This window comes from Arthrobacter sp. K5 (assembly GCF_040448525.1).
Lineage (GTDB): Bacteria > Actinomycetota > Actinomycetes > Actinomycetales > Micrococcaceae > Arthrobacter > Arthrobacter globiformis.
In genome coordinates this window covers 1,582,808-1,600,687 of the sequence record NZ_CP159279.1, presented here as the reverse complement: position 1 = coordinate 1,600,687, position 17,880 = coordinate 1,582,808, and the positions used below count along the sequence as shown (strand labels likewise).

General features: G+C 67.1%; 12 protein-coding genes. 8 read left to right on the top strand and 4 right to left on the bottom strand.

What is annotated here, in order from left to right; all coding sequences use genetic code 11:
* Positions 1-86: 86 nt before the first annotated feature.
* The 5 genes from glgX to ABRP34_RS07120 all read left to right on the top strand — a co-directional run bounded on the left by glgX (position 87) and on the right by ABRP34_RS07120 (position 9,013).
* On the top strand, positions 87-2,495 hold the full coding sequence (gene glgX, locus ABRP34_RS07140; protein WP_353712711.1) for a glycogen debranching protein GlgX: 2,409 nt from the start codon (positions 87-89) through the stop codon (positions 2,493-2,495).
* A complete protein-coding gene (gene treY, locus ABRP34_RS07135) occupies positions 2,492-4,819 on the top strand; it encodes a malto-oligosyltrehalose synthase (protein ID WP_353712710.1) in 2,328 nt (775 codons plus the stop codon). Before glgX ends, treY begins: the two co-directional genes overlap by 4 nt.
* Positions 4,816-6,621: a malto-oligosyltrehalose trehalohydrolase gene (treZ, locus tag ABRP34_RS07130; protein ID WP_353712709.1), complete on the top strand. Its 1,806-nt coding sequence runs from the start codon at positions 4,816-4,818 to the stop codon at positions 6,619-6,621. Before treY ends, treZ begins: the two co-directional genes overlap by 4 nt.
* An 87-nt stretch (positions 6,622-6,708) precedes the next feature.
* Positions 6,709-7,749 carry an L-glyceraldehyde 3-phosphate reductase gene (mgrA, locus tag ABRP34_RS07125; RefSeq protein ID WP_353712708.1) on the top strand — a complete coding sequence of 347 codons (1,041 nt, stop codon included), beginning with the start codon at positions 6,709-6,711 and terminating at the stop codon, positions 7,747-7,749.
* Between the two features lie 178 nt (positions 7,750-7,927).
* Positions 7,928-9,013, top strand: coding sequence for an inositol-3-phosphate synthase (locus tag ABRP34_RS07120; protein ID WP_003805329.1), 1,086 nt, complete (start codon positions 7,928-7,930; stop codon positions 9,011-9,013).
* A gap of 103 nt (positions 9,014-9,116) precedes the next feature.
* Here ABRP34_RS07120 and ABRP34_RS07115 read toward each other — a convergent pair whose 3' ends face one another.
* Entirely contained in the window at positions 9,117-9,740 is a 624-nt protein-coding gene (locus ABRP34_RS07115; RefSeq protein WP_353712707.1) for a MerR family transcriptional regulator, read from the bottom strand.
* A 99-nt stretch (positions 9,741-9,839) separates the two neighbouring features.
* Between ABRP34_RS07115 and ABRP34_RS07110 the strand changes: the two genes are divergently transcribed.
* On the top strand, positions 9,840-10,376 hold the full coding sequence (locus ABRP34_RS07110) for a DUF2306 domain-containing protein (RefSeq protein WP_353712706.1): 537 nt from the start codon (positions 9,840-9,842) through the stop codon (positions 10,374-10,376).
* A gap of 161 nt (positions 10,377-10,537) precedes the next feature.
* Positions 10,538-11,488 carry a hypothetical protein gene (locus tag ABRP34_RS07105; RefSeq protein ID WP_353712705.1) on the top strand — a complete coding sequence of 317 codons (951 nt, stop codon included), beginning with the start codon at positions 10,538-10,540 and terminating at the stop codon, positions 11,486-11,488.
* A 327-nt stretch (positions 11,489-11,815) separates the two neighbouring features.
* Here the strand turns inward: ABRP34_RS07105 and ABRP34_RS07100 are convergent, their stop codons facing one another.
* The 3 genes from ABRP34_RS07100 to ABRP34_RS07090 form a co-directional block, all read right to left on the bottom strand.
* The gene (locus tag ABRP34_RS07100) at positions 11,816-13,528 is read right to left on the bottom strand and encodes a formate--tetrahydrofolate ligase (protein WP_353713326.1); all 1,713 of its coding nucleotides are present in this window, start codon (positions 13,526-13,528) and stop codon (positions 11,816-11,818) included.
* A 22-nt stretch (positions 13,529-13,550) separates the two neighbouring features.
* Complete coding sequence (mshA, locus tag ABRP34_RS07095) at positions 13,551-14,828, bottom strand: D-inositol-3-phosphate glycosyltransferase (protein ID WP_003805317.1); 1,278 nt, start codon at positions 14,826-14,828, stop codon at positions 13,551-13,553.
* A gap of 187 nt (positions 14,829-15,015) precedes the next feature.
* The gene (locus ABRP34_RS07090) at positions 15,016-16,587 is read right to left on the bottom strand and encodes a 6-phospho-beta-glucosidase (RefSeq protein WP_353712704.1); all 1,572 of its coding nucleotides are present in this window, start codon (positions 16,585-16,587) and stop codon (positions 15,016-15,018) included.
* Between the two features lie 126 nt (positions 16,588-16,713).
* Here ABRP34_RS07090 and ABRP34_RS07085 point away from each other — a divergent pair, with 126 nt between their 5' ends.
* Positions 16,714-17,805: a carbohydrate kinase family protein gene (locus ABRP34_RS07085; RefSeq protein WP_003805313.1), complete on the top strand. Its 1,092-nt coding sequence runs from the start codon at positions 16,714-16,716 to the stop codon at positions 17,803-17,805.
* Positions 17,806-17,880: the final 75 nt, after the last annotated feature.

The following is a 17,880-nucleotide window of genomic DNA, read 5'->3' as shown; positions in this document are numbered from 1 at the left end:
CCACCCGTTACGGTAAGACCAAGTTCCGTGCAGGTGGTGCGTGATGACCTGCCGGACGCAGTGTTGGACGAGGTATAGGAGCAGGAATGGAAGTCTGGCCCGGATCGGCTTACCCGCTGGGAGCCACGTTTGACGGCACCGGAACCAATTTCGCATTGTTCAGCGAGCACGCCGACAAGGTGGAACTTTGCCTCTTCGACGACGAGGGGACCGAAACCCGGGTAACCCTCCGCGAGGTGGACGGTTATGTGTGGCACTGCTACCTGCCGCAGATCCAGCCCGGACAGAAGTACGGGTACCGGGTCCACGGACCCTATGACCCCGCCAAAGGTCAGCGCTTCAACGCCAACAAGCTGCTCCTTGACCCCTACGCCAAGGCAGTCTCCGGCCAGATCGACTGGGATCCGGCCCTGTTCTCGTACAACATGGGCGATCCCTCATCCAAGAACGACGCCGACTCTGCGCCGCACATGATGATGGGCGTGGTCATCAACCCGTTCTTCGACTGGGACAACGACCAGAACCTGCGCATCCCGTACCACAAGTCGGTCATCTACGAGGCGCACGTCAAGGGGCTCACCGAGCTGCACCCGGAGATTCCCGAGGAGCAGCGCGGCACATACGCCGGCGTGGCGCACCCTGCCGTGATCTCGCACCTGCAAAAGCTGGGCGTCACCGCTATCGAGCTCATGCCCGTGCACCAGTTCGTCAACGACGGCACCTTGCAGGAGAAGGGCCTGAGCAACTACTGGGGCTACAACACCATCGGGTTCTTCGCGCCGCAGAACACCTACAGCTCCACCGGCGACACCGGCCAGCAGGTCCAGGACTTCAAGGCGATGGTCCGCTCGCTGCACCGGGCAGGCATTGAGGTCATCCTCGACGTCGTCTACAACCACACCGCCGAAGGCAACCACCTCGGCCCCACCCTGAGTTTCAAGGGCATCGACAACGAGGCCTACTACCGCCTGGTGGAGGACGACAAGCAGTACTACATGGACTACACGGGCACCGGCAACACCCTGAACGTCCGCCAGCCGCACTCCCTGCAGCTGCTCATGGACTCGCTGCGATACTGGGTTACCGAGATGCACGTGGACGGGTTCCGCTTCGACCTCGCCGCCGCGCTGGCCCGGGAATTTTACGACGTCGACCGGCTCTCCACGTTCTTCGAACTCATCCAGCAGGACCCGGTGGTGTCCCAGGTCAAGCTCATCGCCGAGCCGTGGGACGTCGGGCCCGGCGGGTACCAGGTGGGCAACTTCCCGCCGCAGTGGACCGAATGGAACGGCAAGTACCGCGACACCGTGCGCGACTTTTGGCGCGGCGAACCTGCCACGCTGGGCGAGTTCGCCTCCCGCATCACCGGCTCGGCGGATCTCTACGAGCACTCCGGCCGCCGCCCGGTGGCATCCATTAACTTCGTCACCGCACACGACGGCTTCACGCTGCGGGACCTGGTGTCCTACAACGAGAAGCACAACGACGCCAACGGCGAGGACAACAAGGACGGCGAATCGCACAACCGGTCCTGGAACTGCGGGGCAGAGGGCCCCTCGGATGATCCCAAGGTCCTGGGGCTCCGGGCCCGGCAGCAGCGCAACTTCATCGCCACCATGCTGCTCTCCCAAGGCGTGCCCATGATCCTGCACGGCGACGAGCTCGGCCGGACCCAGCAGGGCAACAACAACGGGTACTGTCAGGACTCCGAACTGACCTGGGTCAACTGGGACAGCGTGGACCAGCCGCTCATCGAATTCACCGCAGCGGTCAACTCGCTGCGCGCCAAGCACCCCACTTTCCGGCGGAGCCGCTTCTTCGACGGCCGGCCCGTGCGGCGCGGCGAAGGCGAACGGCTGCCGGACATCGTCTGGCTCGACCCCGACGGCAACCTCATGCAGCCGGAGGACTGGGACAGCGGCTTCGGCCGTTCCGTGGGCATGTTCCTCAACGGCGACGGGATCCAGGGCCACGACAGCCGTGGCCGCCGGATCACCGACGTGAACTTCCTGCTGTACTTCAACGCACACGACGGCGACGTTGAGTTCACGCTGCCGCCGGACGAATACGCACCGGCCTGGGACGTCATCATCGACACCGCGGGAGAAGGGGCTGACTCCCAGCCGGCGAACGCGGGCAGCATGCTGTCTGTCGCAGCCAAGTCCCTGGTGGTGCTGCGCGCCCACAGCGCACCTGAAGAGGAGCCGGACCATTCCGTGGCCGCCTCGCTCGCGGCGCTGACCCAGACCGCTACCACTGAGACCGCGGCCCTTACCGCCCCCGCCGTTCCGGAGCCGGCCAGGACGAAAAAGCCCGCTGACCCGGTTGCGGAGCCGGCAGATGCACCCGAGGCTGAGCCTGCCGCGGACCCGGCCCCGGATGCAGCGCCTGCGAAGGCCGCGGCGGAGCAGCCGGCCAAAAAGCCGGCCACCAAGCCTGCTGGAAAGCGCGGCGGCCACTTGAAGGCAGTTAAACCCGTAGGGGAGGACGCATGAAAACCCCCGTCTCCACGTACCGGCTGCAGATCCGGCAGGGGTTCACTCTGTTCGACGCCGCCGAAACCGTGCCGTACCTGCACTCGCTCGGCGTCGACTGGATTTACCTGTCACCGGTCCTGACCGCGGAGCAGGGCTCTGATCACGGGTACGACGTCACCGACCCCTCCGCCGTCGACCCCGAACGCGGCGGCCCGGAGGGCCTGGCCGCCGTCTCCAAGGCGGCCCGCGCCGCCGGCATGGGCGTGCTGATCGACATCGTGCCCAACCACGTCGGCGTAGCCACGCCGGCGCAGAATCCCTGGTGGTGGTCGCTGCTCAAGGAAGGGCGCAAGTCCCGCTACGCGGAGGCGTTCGACGTCGACTGGGAACTCGCCGGAGGACGCATCCGGCTCCCGATCCTCGGCAGCGACGACGATCTGGACCAGCTCGAAATCAAGGACGGGGAGCTGCGGTATTACGACCACCGCTTCCCGCTGGCCGACGGCAGCTACACGGAGGGCGATTCCCCGCGTGACGTCCACGCCCGGCAGCACTACGAACTCATGGGCTGGCGGCGCGCGGACAACGAGCTGAACTACCGCCGCTTCTTCGCGGTGAACACGCTGGCCGGTGTCCGCGTGGAGATCCCCGCCGTCTTCGACGAAGCCCATGAGGAAGTGGTGCGCTGGTTCCGTGAGGGGCTCGCGGACGGGCTGCGGATTGACCACCCGGACGGCCTGGCGGACCCCGAGGGGTACCTGAAGCGGCTCCGGGAAGCCACGGGCGGCGCCTACCTGCTGATCGAAAAGATCCTTGAGCCGGGGGAGCAGCTGCCGGCCAGCTTCGAGTGCGAGGGCACCACAGGCTACGACGCCCTGGCGGACGTAGACCGGGTTCTCGTGGATCCGCGCGGCCAGGAACCGCTGGACCGGCTGGACGCCTCGCTGCGCGGCGGGGAGCCTGCCGACTACGAGGACATGATCCGGGGGACCAAGCGCCGGATCACCGACGGCATCCTCCACTCGGAGATCCTGCGGCTGGCCCGGCTGGTTCCGGCCGACGCCGGACTCCCCGCCGATGCCACGGCGGACGCCATCGCGGAGATCATCGCCGCCTTCCCGGTCTACCGCACGTACCTGCCGGAGGGCGCGGAGGTCCTGAAGGAGGCCTGCGAGCTTGCCGCGCGCAGGCGGCCGGAACTCGACCAGGCCATCCAGGCCTTGCAGCCGCTGCTGCTGGACACGGATCTGGAGGTTGCCCGGCGTTTCCAGCAGACCTCGGGAATGGTCATGGCCAAAGGCGTGGAGGACACCGCGTTCTTCCGTTACAACCGGCTCGGCACCCTCACGGAGGTGGGCGCCGACCCCACCGAGTTCTCCGTGGAGCCGGATGAGTTCCATGCCCGGATGGCCCGCCGGCAGGCAGAGCTTCCGCTGTCCATGACGACGCTCAGCACGCACGACACCAAACGCAGCGAGGACACCCGGGCACGGATCTCGGTCATCTCCGAGGTTGCCGGCGAATGGGAGAGGGCCTTGAACCGGCTGCGCGAACTGGCGCCGTTGCCGGACGGCCCGCTGTCCGCTCTGCTGTGGCAGGCCATCGCCGGCGCCTGGCCCGCCAGCCGGGAGCGCCTGCAGTACTACGCGCTGAAGGCCGCACGCGAAGCCGGGAACTCGACCAACTGGACCGATCCCGATCCGGCGTTCGAGGAGAAGCTGGCCGCCGCCGTCGACGCCGCGTTCGACAACCCCGCGGTGCGGGCTGAAGTCGAGTCGCTCGTGGAACTCCTGGAGCCGCACGGCGCCTCCAACTCCCTGGCGGCCAAGCTCGTGCAGCTGACCATGCCCGGCGTCCCGGACGTGTACCAGGGCACGGAGTTCTGGGACAGGTCGCTGACGGACCCGGACAACCGGCGCCCGTTCAGCTTCGATGACCGGCGCGCGGCGCTGGAACAGCTCGATGCCGGCGACCTGCCCCCGTCATTTACGGATGAGCGGACTAAGCTGCTTGTGACCTCGCGCGCCCTGCGGTTGCGCCGGAACCGGCCCCAGCTGTTCACTGGTTACCGGCCGGTCAATGCCACTGGCCCCGCCGCCAGGCACCTGCTCGCCTTCGACCGCGGCACCCCGGCAGCGCCGGGTGCGCTGACCCTGGCCACCCGGCTGCCCTACGGACTGGAACAGTCAGGCGGGTGGCGGGACACCGCCGTCGATCTTGTTACCGCCATGAAGGATGAACTGACCGGTGCCGGCTTCGGACCGGGGACCGTGAAGATCGCCGACATCTTCCGGACCTTCCCCGTCGCGCTGCTGGTGCCGCAGACAGAAGGAAAATCATGACGCACGCAGGCCAGGCTTATCCCCCTGAGGCAGCGAAACCCGTACAGGGCGCGGAGCGCTTCGACGTCTGGGCGCCGCTGGCTAAGTCCGTGACGCTGCTGGCCGGCGGGGAGCGCTATGCCATGCAGCGCCGGCCCGGCACCGGACCGGAAGATGACGGCTGGTGGAGCGCCCCCGACGCACCCGCAGCGGGCGAGGTTGACTACGGGTACCTCCTGGACGGCGACGAAACTCCGCTTCCGGATCCGCGGACCCGGCGCCAGCCCGACGGCGTCCACTCGCTGTCCCGAACGTTCGACCCCGGCGCGCACACCTGGCAGGAGGACGGCTGGCAGGGCAGGGAACTGCAGGGGGCGGTCATCTATGAGCTCCACCTGGGCACCTTCACACCCGAAGGGACGCTGGACGCGGCCGCCGGCAAGCTGGACTACCTGGCCGGCCTGGGCGTGGACTTCATCGAGCTGCTGCCCGTGAACGCATTCAACGGCACGCACAACTGGGGCTACGACGGCGTGCAGTGGTTCGCCGTCCACGAGGCGTACGGCGGCCCGGAGGCATACCAGCGGTTCGTGGACGCCGCCCACGCGGCCGGTCTCGGCGTGATCCAGGATGTGGTCTACAACCACCTCGGCCCCAGCGGGAACTACCTGCCGCGGTTCGGGCCTTACCTCAAGCAGGGCGAGGGCAACACGTGGGGCGACTCTGTGAACCTGGACGGGCCGGGCTCCGACCATGTGCGCCGGTTCATCCTGGACAATGTGGCCATGTGGCTGCGCGACTACCGCGTGGACGGCCTCCGGCTGGACGCCGTCCACGCACTGAAGGACGAGCGGGCTGTCCACATCCTGGAGGACTTCGGGGCGCTGGCCAACCAGATCTCTGCCGAAGTGGGACGGCCCCTGACGCTCATTGCCGAATCCGACCTCAACAACCCGCGGCTGCTGTATCCGCGGGACGTCAACGGTTACGGGCTGGAGGGGCAGTGGAGCGACGACTTCCACCACGCCGTCCACGTCAACATCACCGGCGAAACCACAGGCTACTACGGTGACTTCGACTCGCTCGCGGCCCTGGCCAAGGTGCTCCGGGACGGCTTCTTCCATGACGGCAGCTACTCCAGCTTCCGGGAACGCCATCACGGCAGGCCGATCAACTCCGGCACCGTGCATCCGTCCGCCCTGGTGGTCTGCTCACAGAACCATGACCAGATCGGCAACCGCGCCACGGGGGACCGGCTTTCGCAGACGCTGCCTTACGGGAGCCTGGCGCTCGCCGCGGTGCTGACCCTGACCGGACCCTTCACTCCCATGCTGTTCATGGGCGAGGAATACGGCGCCACCACGCCGTGGCAGTTCTTCACCTCCCACCCTGAGCCGGAACTCGGCAAGGCCACCGCCGAAGGCCGGATCAAGGAGTTCGAGCGCATGGGGTGGGACCCCGCCGTCGTGCCCGATCCCCAGGATCCCGAGACGTTCCGACGGTCCAAGCTGGACTGGGCGGAAACCTCCTCCGGTCACCATGCGCGGCTGCTCGAACTGTACCGTTCGCTCACCGCCCTGCGCCGCTCCACGCCGGACCTCACCAAGCTGGGCTTTGAGGAAACGCAGGTGGAGTTCGACGAGGACGCCCGCTGGCTGCGGTTCCGGCGCGGCGGCGTGCAGGTGCTGCTCAACTTCTCGGAGCAGCCGGTGAGCCTCGGGGGCGCGGGGACGGCCCTGCTGCTGGCCACCGACGACGCCATCCGGTTGGATGGTGAGCGTGCGGAGCTCGGGCCGCTGAGCGCCGCCGTCGTCAGTGACTGAGTGAACTGGCAGGGGCGGCGTCCACCCCAGTGACCGGATGGTGGACGCCGGCCCCGCAGCCTTGGCGCGGCTGGCAGGATGGAACATATGACTTATGTGGCCTCGGACACCCGCTATGACACCATGCCGTACCGCCGCGTCGGACGCAGCGGCCTGAAACTGCCGGCCATCTCGCTGGGCCTGTGGCACAACTTCGGCGACGACAAGCGATTCGATGAACAGCGCGCCATATTGCGCCGCGCCTTCGACCTCGGCGTCAACCACTTCGACCTCGCCAACAACTACGGGCCGCCGGACGGCTCCGCGGAGACCAACTTCGGCCGGCACCTGCAGGACGACTTCAAGCCATACCGCGACGAGCTGGTCATCTCCACCAAGGCCGGCTACTACATGTGGCCCGGTCCGTACGGCGAGTGGGGCTCCCGGAAGTATTTGATTTCCAGCCTGGACCAGTCGCTGCAGCGGATGGGCCTGGACTACGTGGACATCTTCTACAGCCACCGCCCGGACCCGGAGACGCCGCTGGAGGAGACCATGGGCGCGCTGGACTACGCGGTCCGCTCGGGCAAGGCCCTCTACGCGGGCATCTCCTCCTACACCCCGGAACAGACGCTCGAGGCCGCCCGCATCCTGAAGGAACTCGGCACGCCGCTGCTCATCCACCAGCCCAGCTACTCCATGCTGAACCGCTGGACCGAGAACGGGACCCCCAACCTTTACGAGGCGCTGGACCAGGTGGGCGCCGGCTCCATCGCGTTCTCGCCGCTGGCCCAGGGCATGCTGACTGACCGCTACCTCAACGGCGTCCCGGCCGACTCGCGTGCGGCCAAGGCGAGGTTCCTCTCCGAATCGGCCCTTACCGACGAGAAACTGGACAGGGTCCGGGGACTGAACGCCATTGCCGGCGGCCGTGGGCAGTCGCTGGCGCAGATGGCCATCGCCTGGATCCTGCGCGACCAGCCCAAGGGCTCCCCGGTGACTTCCGCGCTCGTCGGGGCGTCCAGCGTCAGGCAACTCGAGGACACCCTTGCCGCCATCAACAACCTTGAGTTCAGCGGCGAGGAACTGACGGCGATCGACGAGTTCGCCGTCGAATCCGACATTAACCTCTGGGCGCAGCGGGTCTGAACCACCGCTTCACAACTGACACGTAATCAAGCGGCCGGGGACGGCGGGAACAAAGCCGGCCCCGGCGGCGTTTGGTTAGACTGATAAGCGCGCCGTGTGGCGCGGTGCCCGTCAGACGCCGTCGTACAGCAAGGTACAGACGCGCAGGGCACATGAAGTTTGTTCTCAAAGGAGTTCCGTGTCTTCAAATCCGATTCGTGTAGCAATCGTCGGCGTCGGTAACTGTGCCGCTTCGCTGGTTCAGGGTGTCCATTACTACCGGGATGCCGACCCCCAGGCCACGATTCCGGGTCTGATGCACGTTGAGTTCGGCAAGTACCACGTCAACGACGTCCAGTTCGTGGCCGCGTTCGACGTGGACGGCAAGAAGGTCGGCATCGACCTGGCCGATGCGATACTGGCCAGCGAAAACAACACGATCAAGCTTGCCGAGGTCCCGCCAACCGGCGTGACCGTCCAGCGCGGCCACACCCTGGACGGCCTGGGCCGGTACTACCTGGAGACCATCGAACAGTCCACCGAGGAGCCGGTCGACGTCGTCCAGGCCCTGAAGGACGCCAAGGTCGATGTCATGGTCTGCTACCTGCCGGTCGGATCGCAGGAAGCTGCGGAGTTCTACGCCCAGGCCGCGATCGACGCCGGGGTGGCGTTCGTGAACGCGCTGCCGGTGTTCATCGCGGGCACGAAGGAATGGGCGGACAAGTTCACCGCCGCCGGCGTGCCGATCGTGGGCGATGACATCAAGAGCCAGATCGGCGCCACCATCACGCACCGCGTCATGGCGAAGCTCTTCGAGGACCGCGGCGTCACGCTGGACCGCACGTACCAGCTGAACGTGGGCGGCAACATGGACTTCAAGAACATGCTGGAGCGCGACCGCCTCGAGTCGAAGAAGATCTCCAAGACCCAGGCCGTGACTTCCAATGTCGAGGCCGAGCTGGCTGCGAAGGACGTTCACATCGGCCCGTCCGACTACGTGCAGTGGCTGGATGACCGCAAGTGGGCTTTCGTGCGCCTGGAAGGCCGCAACTTCGGCGACGCCCCGGTGTCCCTGGAATACAAGCTCGAGGTGTGGGACTCGCCCAACTCGGCCGGTGTGATCATCGACGCGATCCGTGCGGCGAAGATCGGCCTGGACCGCGGCATCGGCGGCCCGCTGCTCTCCGCATCGAGCTACTTCATGAAGTCCCCGCCGGAGCAGTTCAACGACGACCTCGCCCGCGACAAGGTCGAGGCCTTCATCCGCGGCGACCTCGACCGCTAACCCGGACCCTTCCTCACGTCCTGCAGGTTCTGACGGGACCCTTCCTCAGTTTTTGCGGGTTTGACGCGACGCTTCCTCACCTTTGGGTGGGGAAGCTCGTTGTTTAAATACCCTTTTCGTAGCGCCGGATGGCGTGGCTCGCATGCGCGAGGGCGAGCAGCTTCAGGACAAGTTGGCCATGCAGATGCATCCCGACGGCCGCCGTCATGATCAGCTGGTTGACGTCGTCCGGCGCGGTTGTGGCCGAAATATTCATTGCCGCAATGGCATCCACCGCCTGGCTGTAGGCGTCGAGCAGCTCGGCTGTGACAGGTACGCCGAGGCTTTCCATCCGGGCCAGTTGGGCATTGAGGGCGTTCCTGGCGTCGCTCGGGACGTCCGGCCAGTTCCGGAAACGCACGACGGCGTCACCCGCCGGAGTGCGCAGCTCGCCGTGCTCCGTGCCCACCTCGTCAAGGCCCAGCACCGTGCGCTGGATCGCGGCCAAAAGCTCAAGGCGGGGTGCGCCGCCGTCGGCCATTTTGAGCAGGGAGCCGATCTGGGCGATGTTCAGCCCGACCACACGGCGCAGCGCCTGGATCAGTTCCAGCCGGCTCGCGTGATGCTCTGAATACTCCGCCCGGGTGGCGTGAACGGTACGGCCCGCGGGCAGCAGGCCTTCGCGGAGGTAGAACTTGATGCTGGCGGGGGAGACTCCCGTCCGCTCGCTAAGCTCCTTTAGCTGCATGCCCGCTCCGTTCCTCGGCGGATGGCAGCTCTTTGGATAGCTGCTGCCGCGCTGGCTATCTTGGTGTACACCACAGGATAGTGCTCCTATCCTAGGTGCATGGAGCCTTGGAATGTACTGCTTGCCAGCCACGTCATTGCCGCCCTCTTTGTCCTTGCCATCGGACCGGTCCAGATCCTTCGGCGCCGCCGCGACCGCATCCACCGCAGCATGGGACACCTGTGGGTCGCGGCCATGTACTACGTCTGTTTCAGCAGCTTCTGGATCGTAGGTGACGGGCACTTCAGCTGGCTTCACGGGCTCTCGGCGTTCACGATCGTGACCGTCACTCTGGGGCTCATCAGCGCGGTGCGCCGGAACATCCCAGCGCACCGGGGGAACATGATCGGCAGCTACATCGGCATCGCTGTGGCGTTCGGCTTCGCCATCTCGGTGCCGGGCCGTGCCATTCCCAGCCTCTTGGCCGAGGACCTGCCGACCGCCCTGTTCGTTGCCGCTCTGGTGGCGGTCAGCGTCGCCGTCGTCTTCATTTCCCTGCGGCGCGGCGAGGGCCGGCGAATCCAGCCCGCGGGGCGGCGCGTGGACCAGGCTGCGGCAGCCGCATCTGCAGCAGGGGCCGTGGCGGGCCCAAAATAAGCCCGCACCGCCAAACGCTTCCTCACCTTTGGTCGCTTGAACCGGAACGCTTCCTCATCTTTCGTCGCTTGAACTAAAACGCTTCCTCAGGTGTTGTTCGGCGCAAGCCCCGCCTGTGGATAACTTCTGCGAGTCTGGTCGGTTTCGAGTAACAATGCCGTATGCAAAAACGTACCGATCTTCCTGTCAGCCTGGTATCTGCTCCCTTCACGCTGGGATCTGCCAAAGCGTCCGGAGTTCCACCCAACAGACTCCGACGGGCCGACGTCGCGCATGTCAGTCGTGAACTGTACCGCCCGACCGGCTGGAGCTTCGAGCTTAAGGCCGCGGCACGAGCACTGTCTGCGGCCTCACCCGGCGCCTGGATATCGCATGTCACGGCGGCACGGATTCGAAGCCAAATCCTGCCGGCATGGTTGGCAGATTCGACCGAACTGCATTTGAGCAAACCCCGTTCCCTGCCGGAGGTGCGGCGAAGAGGCGTAATCGGGCACTCGGTGTTGGCCTCCGAGGACGAGATCGAATTCGTCGACGGCATTCGAATAAGCAGCAGGTCCCGCACCTGGCTCGATATGGCGACAAAGCTGTCGGAGAGCGAACTGGTCTGCATGGGCGATGAACTGATTCGCATTCCCAGGGCGGAATTCGAAGACCGCACCAAGCCATTCGACACGCTTGACGGACTGCGTTCACTCGTCGCCCGCCATCCGAATCTTCAAGGTGTGATTCGGGCGCGCGCCGCGCTCGAACGGATGCGCGTCGGAGCGGATTCCGCCCCCGAGTCCCTACTCCGCCTCGCCATGGGGGATGCCGGTCTTCCGGAGCCTGAGCTGCAGGTGCCACTGCGAGAGGACAAGACAACCGGGCCGACTGCCGATCTCGGCTACAGGCATCGGCGACTGGCCATACAGTACGACGGCGGCCATCACCTTCTCGAGCCCCAGATTTTCAGTGACAGGCGGCGTGACAAAGCATTCGAGGCTGCTGGGTGGACCGTTGTTGTGTTTGGCAAAAAGGATTTGGCTGACGGCTTCGATCGGGCCATCCGCCTGATCAAGCGAGCGTTACGAACCAGCCGGCTGGACCATCCTCAGGCGTCCGGATTTGCCTAGGAAGCGTCGCGGTTGAAGCGACGTGAGGTGTGGAAGGGTTTTGGTTGAAGCGGCGGGAGGTGAGGAAGGGTTTTGGTTGAAGCGGCGGGAGGTGAGGAAGGGTTTTGGTTGAAGCGGCGGGAGGTGAGGAAGGGTTTTGGTTGAAGCGGCGGGAGGTGAGGAAGGGTTTTGGTTGAAGCGGCGGGAGGTGAGGAAGGGTTTTGGTTGAAGCGGCGGGAGGTGTGGAAGGGTTTTGGTTGAAGCGGCGGGAGGTGAGGAAGGGTTTTGGTTGAAGCGGCGGGAGGTGAGGAAGGGTTGGGATTCAAGCGGCGGGAGGTGAGGAAGGGTCTAGAAGAGGCCGACAGGGTTGCCGGCGTCGTCCACGTCCATTCGCATTGCGGCGGGAACGGCCGGAAGGCCGGGCATGGTCATCACCGCTCCGGTCAGGGCCACGATGAAGCCCGCGCCGGTCTTGGGGATGAGGTCGCGCACATGGATGGTGAAGCCCTTGGGTGCCCCCAGCCGCGAGGCGTCATCCGTAAACGAGTACTGGGTTTTCGCCATGCAGACAGGTAGTCCGGACCAGCCGTTCTTCTCGATCTCCGCAAGCCGGCGCAGTGCAGGGACTGAAAAGTCCACGCCGTCGGCGCCGTAGATTTCCTGGACGATGGTGCGGATCTTGTCCTCCACGGACATGTCCAGCGGGTAGAGATGCCGGAACGACGACGGCCCGTTCACCGCGGCGGCGACCTTGGCAGCCAGCTCATCGCCGCCGTCGCCGCCCCCGCCCCGACCCCAGATGTCCGCCACCGATGCCTGGATGCCCTCACCCGAGCACCAGCCGAGCAGCCAGTCGAGCTCCTCCTGGGTATCGGCGGGGAACCTGTTGATCGCCACCACCGGCGTCACGCCGAACCGCTCCACATTCCGGACATGGCGGCGGAGGTTCGCCACACCCGCCGCCACAGCCTCCACGTTCGGCTCGTTCAGCCGGTCCCTGGGAACGCCGCCTTGCATCTTGAGTGCGCGGACGGTCGCCACCACCACGACGGCGGACGGTGCCACATCAGCGATCCGCGCCTTGATGTCCATGAACTTTTCCGCGCCGAGGTCGGCCCCGAATCCCGCCTCCGTCACCACGATGTCGGCCAGCCGCCGGGCGGTCTGCGTGGCGATCAGCGAGTTGCAGCCGTGGGCAATGTTCGCGAACGGCCCGCCATGAACCAGTGCCGGCGTCCCGGCGATGGTCTGGACGAGGTTGGGCTTGATCGCTTCCTTGAGCAGCAGCGTCAGGGCACCCTGCACGCCGAGGTCCGCCACCGTCACCGGCGCCCGGTCGTAGGTGTAGCCGAATGTGATGCGGCCCAGCCTGTCCCGCAGGTCGGCCAGGTCGGTGGCAAGGCAAAAGACCGCCATGATCTCTGATGCGACGGTGATGTCGAAGCCGTCCTGGCGCGGTACGCCCTGCGCAGGCCCGCCGAGTCCAATGACCACCTCGCGAAGGGAGCGGTCGTTCATGTCCAGGACCCGCTTGAACGTCATGCGGCGCGGGTCGATGCTCAGTTCGTTGCCCTGGTAGATGTGGTTGTCCACGAGGGCCATGAGGGCATTGTTGGCGGACGTGACGGCATGGAAGTCGCCGGTGAAATGCAGATTGATCTCGTCCATCGGCAGAACCTGGGACAGCCCGCCGCCCGTGGCCCCGCCCTTCATACCGAGGATGGGGCCCAGCGAGGGCTCCCGCAGCGCGACCATCACCTTGTGGCCCGCACGTGCCAGCGAATCCGCCAGTCCCACAGTCGTGGTTGATTTTCCTTCACCGGCCGGCGTGGGCGACATCGCCGAAACCAGAACCACCTTTCCTGCCGGCGCGGGGGCTGACAGCTTCGAGGGGTCGATCTTGGCTTTGTAGCGGCCATAGTGCTCCACTGCCCCGGCATCGATGCCCGCCGATGCGGCGATTTCCTCGATCGGCCGCAGCACTGCCCTGCGGGCAATATCCAGGTCGCTCAGGGGAGTGCTGCTCTGGCCGGTACCGCTCAGGGGAGTGCTGTCAGACATCATTGTCCTTTCCGGAAGGGTTTTAGCCGGTGAGCCGTGACCCGTAGACGGCGGCCATGGGGTGGCTGGAGGCAAATTCGTCGACGGCGGCGTGGTAGCTGTCGAGGGTGATGGCGGCGGTGCGCTGCCAGCCGGAGTTTGCGGCGTGGATGGCGGCAGCGGTGCCCATGTTGTGGCGGGTGGTGGGGTCGTCGTGGAGGGCCTCGAGGGCATCGGCCCAGTCGGCGGCGTGGTGGCCGTCCACGAGCAGGCCGGTGCGGCCGTGGCTGACTGCGCGGGTGAGTCCGCCGACGCGGGTGGCGACGACGGGGGTGCCGCAGGCCTGGGCCTCAAGCGCGACCAGGCCGAAGGATTCGCTGTACGAGGGCATGACGACGACGTCGGCGGCCCGGAACCAGCCGGCAAGTTCGGGTGCGCTGACGGGCGGGTGGTGGGTGACGACGTCGTCCAGTCCGGCGGCGCTGACGAGGGTTTTGAGGTTGAAGTCCTTGGCGCCGCTGAGCGCGCCGAGGATGGTGAGTTTGAGGTCGATGTCGGGGCGGCGGCGGCGCAGCAAGGCGGCGGCCTTGAGCAGGATCTGCGGGCCTTTGAGCCGTTGGATCCGGCCGGCGAAGAGCAGGTGGAAAGTTGCGGCGTCGATGCCGTGGTCGGTCCGGGACTGGGCACGGAACGCGGGGGTGAACACGGAGAGGTCCACGCCGGGGGGTGCGACGTCGATGTGGTCGAAGTCGGCGCCGTAGTGGGAAACGAGTTCGGCGGCTTCGGCGGTGGTGTTGGCGATCAGGCGGGTGGCGCCGTCGACAATGCGGTGTTCGCCGTCCTCGCGGCGCCGGGGTTCGGGCTGTTCGCCGGAGTGCAGGAGGAGGTTTTTGACCTTCGCCATGGTGTGCATGGTGTGCACCAGGGGGACGTTCCACAGTTGGGAGAGTTCCAGGCCGGCGACGCCGGAGACCCAGTAGTGGGAGTGGATGAGGTCGTAGCGGCCGTGGGGCTGTTGGCCGCGGATGCGTTCGATTTCGGCGACCATGCTGTGCAGCAGCTCGGGGAGTTCCTCTTTGGGCAGCTTGCGGGGCGGGCCGGCAAGGACGTTGTGGACGCAGACGCCGGGGTCGGGGTGTTCGACGGCGGGCTGCCCGGCGGCGGTGGATCGGGTGAAGATCTCCACTTCGATGCCGGTTTCGGCCAGGGCGGAGGCGAGGCCGCGGATGTAGACGTTCATGCCGCCGGCGTCCCCGGAACCGGGCTGTTCCATGGGGGAGGTGTGCAGCGACAGGAAAGCCACACGCTTGATCACGGACATGGGCCTCCCTCCTCTCCGGACTGCTGGAACTGCATCGGATAAAACACTACTCCTGAACCGTCAGCGCAACGGTGGCGTTGCCAGTGCTGCCAACGTGGCGTTTCACACGCCAACCACGCCGGCCAGCGGTTGTAGCACGGCCCTGCTAAATCAGCCCGCGTGCCTCAATGAGCCCTGCGGAGCCCCGTCACCGGCGCCACAACCCGGCCAACTCCGGAAACGCGCCTTCGTAGCCGGTGAGCAGCGCGGTGGCGAGCTCAGCCGAGCCGACCAGCGGGTGCTCGGCGAAGGCTTCCAGCGCCGCGTCGCGGTCGCCGGCAGAGGCCGCACGGACGGTGAGCAGTTCCACTTTCTTGACCTGTTGCAGAAGGCCGAGTTGCGGTTCGGCGGGCCCGTCCTGCTGTATCGGCACCGCCCCTTCCGGCGTGACCGAGCAGGGAACTTCGACGACGGCGTCCGGCGGCAGCCCGGGAACAGCGGGCCGGGCGCCGCCCGCCCCGGCGAAGGACTGTCCCCCGGCGGAGAACTGAACCGCATCGGAGGACTGTCCCTCGTCGGAGGACTGTCCAGGGGAGTTCGGAATATTGAGGATCAGCTCGGTGGCAGCGCCACGGCCGCCCCCAACGTCGGCGCCCCCAAGGTCCCCGGTGCCATCGTCGGCCACGCCATCGGCGGCGGCACCTCCAGCCAGCGCCAGCATCACGGCCAGGGCCACCTGCTCATACCCGCCGCCGGCAAGATCCTCGGGGTTCCGTGCCTCGCCGCCGGTCCTGGACTCGGCCAGATATCCCTCCTCGCGCGACCGCCGAGCCGCTTCCCACAAGCCGTACGCTTCGTCCCCGGCGGCGGCCAGCCGCGGATAGAGCTCCGCCTGCTGACCGTGGATCGACTCACCCCGCGTCCTGGCCATGGCACGGATGCCCGCCATCGCGCGCGCCGCTTCGTAGTAATAGAACAGGTACTCGTTCGGCAGCAGCCCCAGATCGCGCAGGAAAGACTGCGGAAACAGCCGGCCCTCCTCGAAGCTGGCCAGGGCTTCCCGGTCGGCCAGCAGGCCTGGAAGGAGGTCCCGGCCGCCGCTCTCCAGCCGGTACAGCCAGCCAAGATGGTTCAGCCCGTAGTAGCCCACGCCGTCGAGCTTTCCGGCCGGCAGCGGCACCCCGGCCGCCCGGGCCGCGCGGTGCACCACGGCACTCGCGGAATCACAGATGCCGATCACCTTCCGGCCCAGCACGGGAACCAGCGCCTGGGTGACCATCCCTGCCGGATTGGTGAAGTTGATCAGCCAGGCGTCCGGGCAGTGCGTCCGCATGTTCGCGGCCAGCTCCAGCATCGCCGGGATGGACCGCAGGGCGTAGGAGATGCCGCCTGCGCCGGTGGTTTCCTGGCCCAGCAGCCCGAGGTCCTGGGCCACCCGCTCGTCGGCAACCCGGCCGGCCGTTCCGCCCGGGCGGATGGCGGCGAACACGATGTCCGTCCCGTTGAGGGCGCGGGGGAGGGACGTCGTGGACGTCACCGCGGGCGGGCGGCGGGAGGAACGTCCGACGCCGGAACTTCCGTCCGCCGCGCGGCTCACCTCCGAAGACCGGCTGAACTCCAAAGACATGGACCGTAGGACAGCCTCGATGGCGGCCAGGCGGCCGCCGTCGACGTCGAACAGCACCACCTCGCTGACCAGGCCGGCATAGCGCCCGGAACACAGGGCACGGTAAACGAGGGGAACCCGGAATCCGCCGCCGCCGGCGATCATGAGCCGCATGGCAGGAGTCTATGCGCAGCAGCCAGCAACGCGGCCGGGCCCGCAGCGCCGGAGGCCACCCAGACGCGTCCCCACCCCCACATCGCGGGGTTTCAACGCCAAGGTACACAGCGTAATGTGCCGAACATGGAGGCGAATCCCACGCGCCGTTTCGACCCGCTCGCGGCCGTCCGTACCCAGGCGGCCGGAGAGTTCGACCTGCTGCTGGCCGGGACCGTTTTTCAGGACATCATCTTCACCGGGCTGCCGCACGCGCCCGAGCCCGGCACCGAAATCTGGAGCGAGGGGATGGGCAGCTGCCCGGGTGGCGTGGCCAACCAGGCCATCGCCGCCGCGCGCCTCGGCCTGCGCACCGGGCTGGCTGCGGCCTTCGGCGACGACGGCTACGGCGACTACAACTGGAAAGTCCTGGACCGGCAGGAGCACGTGGACCTGTCCCTGTCCCGCCGGGTCCCGGGCTGGCACTCGCCGGTGACCGTGTCACTCAGCGTGGACCACGACCGCTCGATGGTCACGCACGGGCACCCGGCACCGGTGACCTCCTCCGAGCTGATCGGCAAGCCGCCCCGCGCGCTGGCTGCTGTGGCGGACCTCGGCCATGAACTGGAGCCGTGGGCGCTCGCGGCGCACAAGGAGGGCGTGAAACTGTTCGGCGACGTCGGCTGGGATCCTACCGGTGAATGGGCCCACGCTCGGCTTGCCAACCTGCAGTACTTCCATGCCTTCATGCCCAACCAGCGCGAGGCCATGGCCTTCACCGGCAAAAACGATCCCTGGGCGGCGCTGTACTCCCTGGCGGACCGGGTGCCGGTGGCCGTGGTGACCCTGGGGGCGCAGGGGGCCGTGGCGGTGGACTCGGAAACCGGCGAGGAGGAGTGGGTGCCCTCACTGCCGGTGGCCGCCTACGATCCGACCGGTGCCGGGGACTGCTTCGGGGCCGCGTTCATCGTCGGGAGCCTGGCGGGGTGGCCCCTCAGCGACCGGCTTCGGTTCGCCAATCTCTGCGCCGCACTCGCAGTCCAGGAAGTGGGCGGTTCCCTCGCGGCGCCCGGCTGGGGAGACATCGCCGACTGGTGGAAGCGCGCCAACGCCCGGCCGGAACGCCGTGGCAGCCAGTGGCTGCGCCGCTACTCCTTCCTCGCCGACATCGTCCGGGACGTTCCGCAGGAGGCCCAGCGGCGGGCGGCCGCCACCATCGCGCACCTCTCGGACGCCTGAGCAGGCACCGGCACGCCCCTTCCCCGGCAATTATTCGGCCCGAAGCGCCAGCACTAGAATCAATAGCGTGATTTA

Excerpts from the sequence above, each read along its gene's own strand:
- glgX (WP_353712711.1), top strand. The coding sequence starts at position 87 with ATGGAAGTCTGGCCCGGATCGGCTTACCCGCTGGGAGCCACGTTTGAC.
- treY (WP_353712710.1), top strand. The coding sequence starts at position 2,492 with ATGAAAACCCCCGTCTCCACGTACCGGCTGCAGATCCGGCAGGGGTTC.
- treZ (WP_353712709.1), top strand. The coding sequence starts at position 4,816 with ATGACGCACGCAGGCCAGGCTTATCCCCCTGAGGCAGCGAAACCCGTA.
- mgrA (WP_353712708.1), top strand. The coding sequence starts at position 6,709 with ATGACTTATGTGGCCTCGGACACCCGCTATGACACCATGCCGTACCGC.
- ABRP34_RS07115 (WP_353712707.1), bottom strand. The coding sequence starts at position 9,740 with ATGCAGCTAAAGGAGCTTAGCGAGCGGACGGGAGTCTCCCCCGCCAGC.
- ABRP34_RS07110 (WP_353712706.1), top strand. The coding sequence starts at position 9,840 with ATGGAGCCTTGGAATGTACTGCTTGCCAGCCACGTCATTGCCGCCCTC.
- ABRP34_RS07105 (WP_353712705.1), top strand. The coding sequence starts at position 10,538 with ATGCAAAAACGTACCGATCTTCCTGTCAGCCTGGTATCTGCTCCCTTC.
- ABRP34_RS07100 (WP_353713326.1), bottom strand. The coding sequence starts at position 13,528 with ATGTCTGACAGCACTCCCCTGAGCGGTACCGGCCAGAGCAGCACTCCC.
- mshA (WP_003805317.1), bottom strand. The coding sequence starts at position 14,828 with ATGTCCGTGATCAAGCGTGTGGCTTTCCTGTCGCTGCACACCTCCCCC.
- ABRP34_RS07090 (WP_353712704.1), bottom strand. The coding sequence starts at position 16,587 with ATGCGGCTCATGATCGCCGGCGGCGGCGGATTCCGGGTTCCCCTCGTT.
- ABRP34_RS07085 (WP_003805313.1), top strand. The coding sequence starts at position 16,714 with ATGGAGGCGAATCCCACGCGCCGTTTCGACCCGCTCGCGGCCGTCCGT.